The sequence below is a fragment of the Kribbella sp. NPDC004138 genome (genome assembly GCF_053603655.1).
In genome coordinates, this window is record NZ_JBSGFZ010000013.1 from 222,698 (window position 1) to 228,834 (window position 6,137).

The 6,137-nt window shown below is 70.2% G+C and carries 8 protein-coding genes; 2 read left to right on the plus strand and 6 right to left on the minus strand.

Annotation, left to right across the window (positions count from 1 at the left end; translation table 11 throughout):
* Positions 1-3: 3 nt before the first annotated feature.
* Both ACWEOO_RS20415 and ACWEOO_RS20420 read right to left on the minus strand, forming a co-directional pair.
* Positions 4-252, minus strand: coding sequence for a hypothetical protein (locus ACWEOO_RS20415; RefSeq protein WP_452144313.1), 249 nt, complete (start codon positions 250-252; stop codon positions 4-6).
* A complete protein-coding gene (locus ACWEOO_RS20420) occupies positions 249-770 on the minus strand; it encodes an RNA polymerase sigma factor (protein ID WP_359934757.1) in 522 nt (173 codons plus the stop codon). The genes ACWEOO_RS20415 and ACWEOO_RS20420 overlap by 4 nt, the downstream gene beginning before the upstream one ends.
* 258 nt (positions 771-1,028) lie before the next feature.
* On the opposite strand from ACWEOO_RS20420, the gene ACWEOO_RS20425 reads away from it, so the two are divergent.
* A complete protein-coding gene (locus ACWEOO_RS20425; protein WP_363706827.1) occupies positions 1,029-1,625 on the plus strand; it encodes a ParA family protein in 597 nt (198 codons plus the stop codon).
* Between the two features lies 1 nt (position 1,626).
* Here the strand turns inward: ACWEOO_RS20425 and ACWEOO_RS20430 are convergent, their stop codons facing one another.
* From ACWEOO_RS20430 to ACWEOO_RS20445, 4 genes are read right to left on the minus strand one after another with little or no spacing between them, the layout of a single operon-like run.
* Positions 1,627-2,796, minus strand: a complete 1,170-nt coding sequence (locus ACWEOO_RS20430) for an ROK family transcriptional regulator (protein WP_452144314.1) — start codon at positions 2,794-2,796, stop codon at positions 1,627-1,629.
* 50 nt (positions 2,797-2,846) lie between these two features.
* A complete protein-coding gene (locus ACWEOO_RS20435; RefSeq protein WP_452144315.1) occupies positions 2,847-3,731 on the minus strand; it encodes an oxygenase MpaB family protein in 885 nt (294 codons plus the stop codon).
* Between the two features lie 14 nt (positions 3,732-3,745).
* Positions 3,746-4,279, minus strand: coding sequence for a GNAT family N-acetyltransferase (locus ACWEOO_RS20440; protein WP_359934749.1), 534 nt, complete (start codon positions 4,277-4,279; stop codon positions 3,746-3,748).
* 4 nt (positions 4,280-4,283) lie between these two features.
* Positions 4,284-5,579 carry an XRE family transcriptional regulator gene (locus tag ACWEOO_RS20445; protein ID WP_359934748.1) on the minus strand — a complete coding sequence of 432 codons (1,296 nt, stop codon included), beginning with the start codon at positions 5,577-5,579 and terminating at the stop codon, positions 4,284-4,286.
* 228 nt (positions 5,580-5,807) lie between these two features.
* Between ACWEOO_RS20445 and ACWEOO_RS20450 the strand changes: the two genes are divergently transcribed.
* The gene (locus tag ACWEOO_RS20450) at positions 5,808-5,981 is read left to right on the plus strand and encodes a hypothetical protein (protein ID WP_355475507.1); all 174 of its coding nucleotides are present in this window, start codon (positions 5,808-5,810) and stop codon (positions 5,979-5,981) included.
* The last annotated feature ends 156 nt before the right edge of the window (positions 5,982-6,137 follow it).

The following is a 6,137-nucleotide window of genomic DNA, read 5'->3' on the forward strand; positions in this document are numbered from 1 at the left end:
GCCCTAGCCCACGGACGTCAGCTTGCACTGGCCGTCGACGCAGTCGCGTTGCAGCCTGCCGCGCGAGACGGTTTCGATCAGGCCGATGACCCAGCACGTCGGACAGCCGCGGAAGGCCAGCAGCGTGACGGGGAGCAACAGGAGGCTGAGTGGGCCGACGGAGGGCAGCAAGGCGAAGGCGGCGATCAGGCTGCCGAAGCCGATCAGGCCGCGGAGCAGATGGCGGGGCAGAGAGGCGCTGGCGAAAGTCATGACAGGGCTCCGAGAGATTCGCGCACGGTACTCCGGGCGCGGTGCAGGCGGGATTTCATGGCGGGAACGGTGAGGCCCAAGGCCTTCGCGACCATCGGGCCGCTGTAGCCCTGGACGTCGCGGAGGATCAGGACGCTGCGCTGATCGGCAGGCAGTTGCGCGATGGCCGCGGCAACTGCCTGCGCCTCCAGTTGGCGCAGCGCCTCCTCCTCCGCGGACGGCGCGGTGTCCGGAACCAGCGGCTGGTCGCGCAAGACGGTGCGGGCCCGGCGCAGGCACTCGTTGCGGATGATCCGGAACATCCACGACGTGAGCGCACTCGTGGCGCGAAGCATGCCGATCTTGCGGTACAGGATGATCAACGCCTCCTGTGCCGCGTCCTCGGCGTCCTCCGGCGTGGCGCACAACGTCCGCGCGAACCGCCGTACGGTCGGGTGCGAGTCGGCGACGAGCGTGGTGAGCGCGTCGACGTCGCCGTGCTGGGCGGCGCGGATCAGGTGCTCGTCGAGGTCAGCCACGGGCCCGCCGGCGCAGGACGACGACGCTGCAGGTGCCGAGCAGCGCGACCGTGACGGCCGCGGCGACGATGATCCAGATCATGAGGTGCTCCTTCGTCAGAGTGCGATATCGGGAGTAAGAGGCACCGGGCCGGCCAAAGGATTCACGCTGAAGTCTGCTTGAGCTTGTACACACGGGCCACGGGCAACTATCACGATGTGCCGGAGCAACGCCGACGACACGCCGGATTTCGGACAAAACCGGGTAAGTTCTCTCTCATGATCATCGTGACAGCTGCACTGAAGGGCGGGGTCGGTAAGACAACCACGTCGGTGTACTTGGCCGCGCTGGCATCTTCCAACCGTCGCACATCCACTCTGATCGACGCCGATCCGCAGGGCAGCGCCGCAGACTGGATCGCGGAGTCCGAGGACGGCCAACTGAACCGCATCGAGATCGCGGAGGCGCCGACCGAGCGCCTGCTGAACAAGGCACTGGACAAGGTCCCGCCGGAGGGCATCGGCATCGTGGACATGCCGCCGTCCCACGAGCGGCTGCTCAACAAGGCCCTCGAACGGGCCCGCATCGTGATCATCCCGACCCGCGTCGGCGGCGTCGAGACGCCACGCGTCAAGGCCGTCCTGGAGCTCGTACCGGACGGCGTCCCGGCCGGCCTGGTGATCTGCTCGGCGCGGACCTACACGCGCTCGTACCAGGAGGCCATGCAGCAGTACGCGCAGGAGAACATCCCGGTCTGGGGCACCATCCCGGAGCGCGTCTCGATCACCGCCGGACCCACCGGCCCGCTGGCGACCGACGGCCTGGAGTCCTACAAGAAGGTCTGGCGCAAGATCCTGGCCGCGGCCCGCAGTTAGCTCAGCGCTGGAGCGGCGGTTCGCCTCGTACGTACGAGCGGATCACGGTGGCCGCCGCTCCCCGCGCCCAGTCGTCGAAGGTGTGCGAGCGGAGCATCAGGCGGCAGTCCCCGGCGGCGCCGAACGCGTGCTCCGCGAAGGCGCGCCGCATCCGCTCCTCGTACAGGTCGTAGTCGGCGACGCCCTCGCCGGCGATCATCACCAGCTCCGGACCGACCAGGTTCACCATCGCGGCCAGCGCCGAACCGATCACCTCGCCGGCCCGGTCGAACGCCTCGCGCGCGTGCTTGTCGCCCTCGTGCGCCAGCTTGATCGCGCCGGCCAGATCCAGGTCGGCCCGCCCGGTCGTCTCCCGCGTCCGGGCCAGGATCGCGTCCGACGACGCCACGGTCTCCACACACCCCCGCCGGCCGCAGGTGCACACCAGGTCGCCCGGGGCGAGCGGCAGGTGCCCCAGCTCGCCGGACACGCCGTACGCGCCGGACACCACCTCGCCGTTGATGTAGAGCCCGCAGCCGATGCCGGAGCCGATCGTCACCACCGCGAACGAGTCCGCGTTCACGCCGACCCCGAACCAGTGCTCGGCCACGGTCAGCGCGCGGACGTCGTTCGACACCACGATCGGCACCCGGACCTGCTTGCCGAGCAGCTCCGCGACCGGAACGCCACGCCAGCCCATCAGCGGTGAGTCCCGCACCACGCCGTGCACCGCGTCGACGTCACCCGACACCGCGATCCCGATGCCGGCGAGCGGCCCTGCGACCGCCGTCCCGGACTTGAGCGCGGCGATCAGCGCCTTCACGTGCTCGGCGAGCTGGTCGATCACCGCCTCCGGATCGGTGCCGTCCAGTGGGTCGTGCCGGACGTTCAGGATCCCGGCGGTGAAGTCGGTGGTGACACCGATCAGGCTGGTCGGCGTGACCTTGACGCCGATCACCGAGACGCTGCTCGGTACGACGGTCAGCGGGCTCACCGGCCGCCCGATCCCGAGCTGGCCGTCCCCGTCCGCCGGGGCGGCCTGGTCGGTGACGAACCCGCTCTCCATCAGCGGTGCGACCGCCTTCGTGACGGCCGCCTGGGACAGCCCGGTCCGGCGCGCGATCTCCACCCGCGGGATCGGCCCCTGGGTCAGGATCTTGGTCAGTACCTCGACTCCCGCTGGAGTGGCCATCGGGAGTGGACGATGTGGACGGAGCGGCACGAGGACAACCTACCGGCGCGTCATGCCTCCGCGCCGGTTTCTGCCAGTGTTGGAGAGGTCAGCGCCCACCGGATCGTCCTGGTGAGGCCGTCGCCGGCCGCCCGGACGACGGTTCGCTCGGCCAGCGGGAGGTACGGGAGACGCAGCGGCAGCCTGGTCCACCAGGGCAGCAGACCGACCGCGGCAGCCGCCAGTACGCCGTACGCGGGCCGGGCGGCGAACGGCACCGGCGGATGCACCAGCATGAAGCGGGCGGCCTGACGCGCTTCGGTCGTACCGCGCAGTTCGGGCTGGTACTCCTCCAGCAGTTGCCGCAGCTCCGCCACCGTGGTCGGCGGGTCGATGACCCCGAGCTTGGCGGCCACGAGCGCCGCGTCCTCGACGTACTGGTCCTGTTCCACGGCGTTCAGCGGCTGCGCGCCGTACCGCTGGTGCGCGGCGAGGAAGCTGTCCACCTCGGCCAGATGCACCCACTTGAGCAGGTGCGGGTCCGACGCCCGGTACTTCACGCCGTCCGGACTGGTCCCGCGGACGCGCTCGTGCACGCCTTGGACGTGGGCGATCGCCTCCTCCGCGTCCGGGATCGAGCCGTACGTCGTGATCGCCAGGAAGTAGCTGGTCCGCCGCAGACGCCCCCACGGGTCACCCCGGTACCCGGAATGCGCGGCGACTGCGGCCATGGCCAGTGGATGCAGCGACTGCAGCAGCAGCGCCCGCAGCCCGCCGGCGAACATCGACGCGTCCCCGTGCACCCGCCGGATCGGCCGGTCCGGCGCGAACCAGCGCGGCCCAGGTGTCCCGTGTACCCGCATGCGCTCGGTCTGCGGGTCGGGCCCGGCAACCTTGGTCAGGATCATCCGGGCAAGACTGTCCCGCAGCGGTCCGGTAACAGTGGTCGAAGCCATGCCCCCAGTGTTGCTCAGACGGTGTGCTCCTGCTCGAGCAGCGAGTACAGCAGGGAGTCGCGCCAGGCGCCGTTGGTGAAGACGTGGTCGCGGAGGTGGCCCTCGTAGGTGAAGCCGAGGCGTTTGACCACCGCGATCGAGGCCTCGTTCTCGGGGCCGATCGCGGCGGTGACACGGTGCCGGCCGAGCGGGCCGAAGGCGAAGCGCAACAGCACCCGGGCCGCGTCCGTGGCGTACCCGCGGCCCCAGTGGTCGGCGCCGATCGCGTAGCCGAGCTTCGCCGTCCAGGCTCCGCTCGGCGCGATCCGGGCGAACCCGATCACGCGATCGTCGTCCGGCCGGGTCACGGCGAGCATGTAATCGGGACGGTCCTCCTGGGCAGACCGCTGGAGGATGCCGGCCAGGTTCTGCTCGGCCTTGGCCCGGTCGTAGCTGTCGAAGGCCATCCAGGTGGTGACCCGGTCGTCACCGGCGACGGCCAGGTAGTCGTCCAGGTCGGTTGTCCGGAATTCGCGCAGTACGGTCCGTTCGCCGGTGAGTGGATCCATCCGGCTAACGGGGGTAGGTCTGCATCGGGGTCCGGGTGAAGGTCTCGATCTCCTCCTGCAGCTCCCGCGCGTCGTCGGCGCGGCCGGACTGCCGCAGCGCCTGGTGGACCCGGCGCGCCGAGTGCACGACGCCGTTGATCCGGCGCTCGGTCGGCAGCGTCAGCACCGGGGCCAGCGCGTCCGCCGCGCCGTCCAGTTCACCGCTCGCGATCCGGGTGATCGCCATCGCCGCGTGGCTGCCGGCGGCGTCGCCGAAGGCCCACTCCGGGTGGTTCTGGTCGGTGTAGGCATCGACGGCCTGGCTCGAGTACCGCTCGGCCTGCTCGACCTCACCGGGCAGCCAGGCGAGCGCGTCCGCGGCGTAGTACAGCTGGCGGTTGCGGCCGAAGGTGCACAGGCCGCCCATGTCGTCCAGGTCGTCGTTGTGGACCGAGTTCCACGCCTCCTCGGCGCGCTCCAGCGCGGCCCGGGTGGCCTCCGGGTTGCCGAGCGCGGCCCAGGCGCGGGCCTCACTGACCGGCAGCCAGACGCTGGTGGTGCTGTTGGCCTGCTCGGCGTACCCGGCGCCAAGCTGTGCATACCGCACCGAGTCGTGCGGGTTGCCGGCCCAGTACGAGACGAGGGACTGCAGGCCGCGCACCCAGGCGCGCAGGCCGTGGTGGTCGGCGTTGTCGGCGCACATGAACGCGGTCCGCGCCTGGGTCAGCGCGGCGTGCGGGTTGCCGAGGTCGTGGGACGCCTTAGCGAGCAGGCCGCCGGTGACGCCGGCCAGGAAGTACAGCTGACGGTGGTGGTCCGGACGCTGCCGGCTCTCCAGCAGACCGAAGACCAGGTCCTGCGTCTCGACCAGCTGGCCGAGGATCTCCGGCAGCGGACGCTGCGGGTACGCCTGGGCGGCGTGGCGTACGTCGGCGTACACCTGTTCCATGGCCTCGCTTCCGAGACCGGACTGGGCCGCGAGGGCAAACGCCCTCGCGCGGCTGGCAGCCATGTCGAGAACCTCCATCTCATTACCTGTCGTGATCCGTCCACTCGCGGCAGGTGCCGGCACCACCTGGGCGGCCTGTTCCGGCGCAGACGGCGCGAGGAGTTCCTCGACCGGCTTGCCGAACATGCGTTGCAGGGTGCGCCGGGTCTGCGGAGTGGTCCCCGCACGCTCGCCCGATGCGAGGCGACGCAGGTGCCGCTCGGTGATGGTTCCACCCAGCTCGACGAACTCGGCGACGATCTCGGAGTAGGTCTGGTTCCGGCGCTGGATCAGCTGCGCCAGGACCGTCTTTGGCGCGTACCTACCCGCCATCGTTCCTCCCGTTCACGTCAGTCAGACGTTGTCTCGACTTGTGCCCCACGACAAGGTGCTGTCCCCCAGATGTCCGCGAGAGGACCGGAAGAGGTCCGGCAAAGGTCCGGTCCAGGTCCTAGAGCGGTCACGTTGGGCTCGTGCACCATTACTGCCATGACAACCAGTAAGTCCAACTGGTTGCAAGGGCTGAGAGTTACGGGGTGAGAGGTTGTGACCATCGCGGAAATGACGTCGAGGCAGCACCGGCGCAGAGTCCGGGTCTGGTTCGGCGAGCACGTGATCGCGCAGTACGTCGCGGAGGCGCCGCTGGCAGCCCGCTACGAACAGGCGATGCGGCGCCGTTTCGCCGGTCTCAAGGTGACCAACGACCTGCTCGGCCCGGCCGACCCGCTCGACTGAAGCACCTGATCGCTTCCGGGTCCTCCTCAGACCCGGTCCGCTGCGCCCTGGAGTCTCCTCACGTTCAGGGGCAGCGCTTGGAAGGTCCGGAGCACTCCTCAGCTCCGGACGAAACCCGAGGTGCGGTCCGGAGCACTCCTCAGCTCCGGACCGCAC

What these genes read in the sequence shown, in the direction of transcription:
- ACWEOO_RS20425 (WP_363706827.1), top strand. Translation starts at nt 1,029, where the DNA reads ATGATCATCGTGACAGCTGCACTGAAGGGCGGGGTCGGTAAGACAACC.
- ACWEOO_RS20430 (WP_452144314.1), bottom strand. Translation starts at nt 2,796, where the DNA reads ATGGCCACTCCAGCGGGAGTCGAGGTACTGACCAAGATCCTGACCCAG.
- ACWEOO_RS20415 (WP_452144313.1), bottom strand. Translation starts at nt 252, where the DNA reads ATGACTTTCGCCAGCGCCTCTCTGCCCCGCCATCTGCTCCGCGGCCTG.
- ACWEOO_RS20445 (WP_359934748.1), bottom strand. Translation starts at nt 5,579, where the DNA reads ATGGCGGGTAGGTACGCGCCAAAGACGGTCCTGGCGCAGCTGATCCAG.
- ACWEOO_RS20450 (WP_355475507.1), top strand. Translation starts at nt 5,808, where the DNA reads ATGACGTCGAGGCAGCACCGGCGCAGAGTCCGGGTCTGGTTCGGCGAG.
- ACWEOO_RS20435 (WP_452144315.1), bottom strand. Translation starts at nt 3,731, where the DNA reads ATGGCTTCGACCACTGTTACCGGACCGCTGCGGGACAGTCTTGCCCGG.
- ACWEOO_RS20440 (WP_359934749.1), bottom strand. Translation starts at nt 4,279, where the DNA reads ATGGATCCACTCACCGGCGAACGGACCGTACTGCGCGAATTCCGGACA.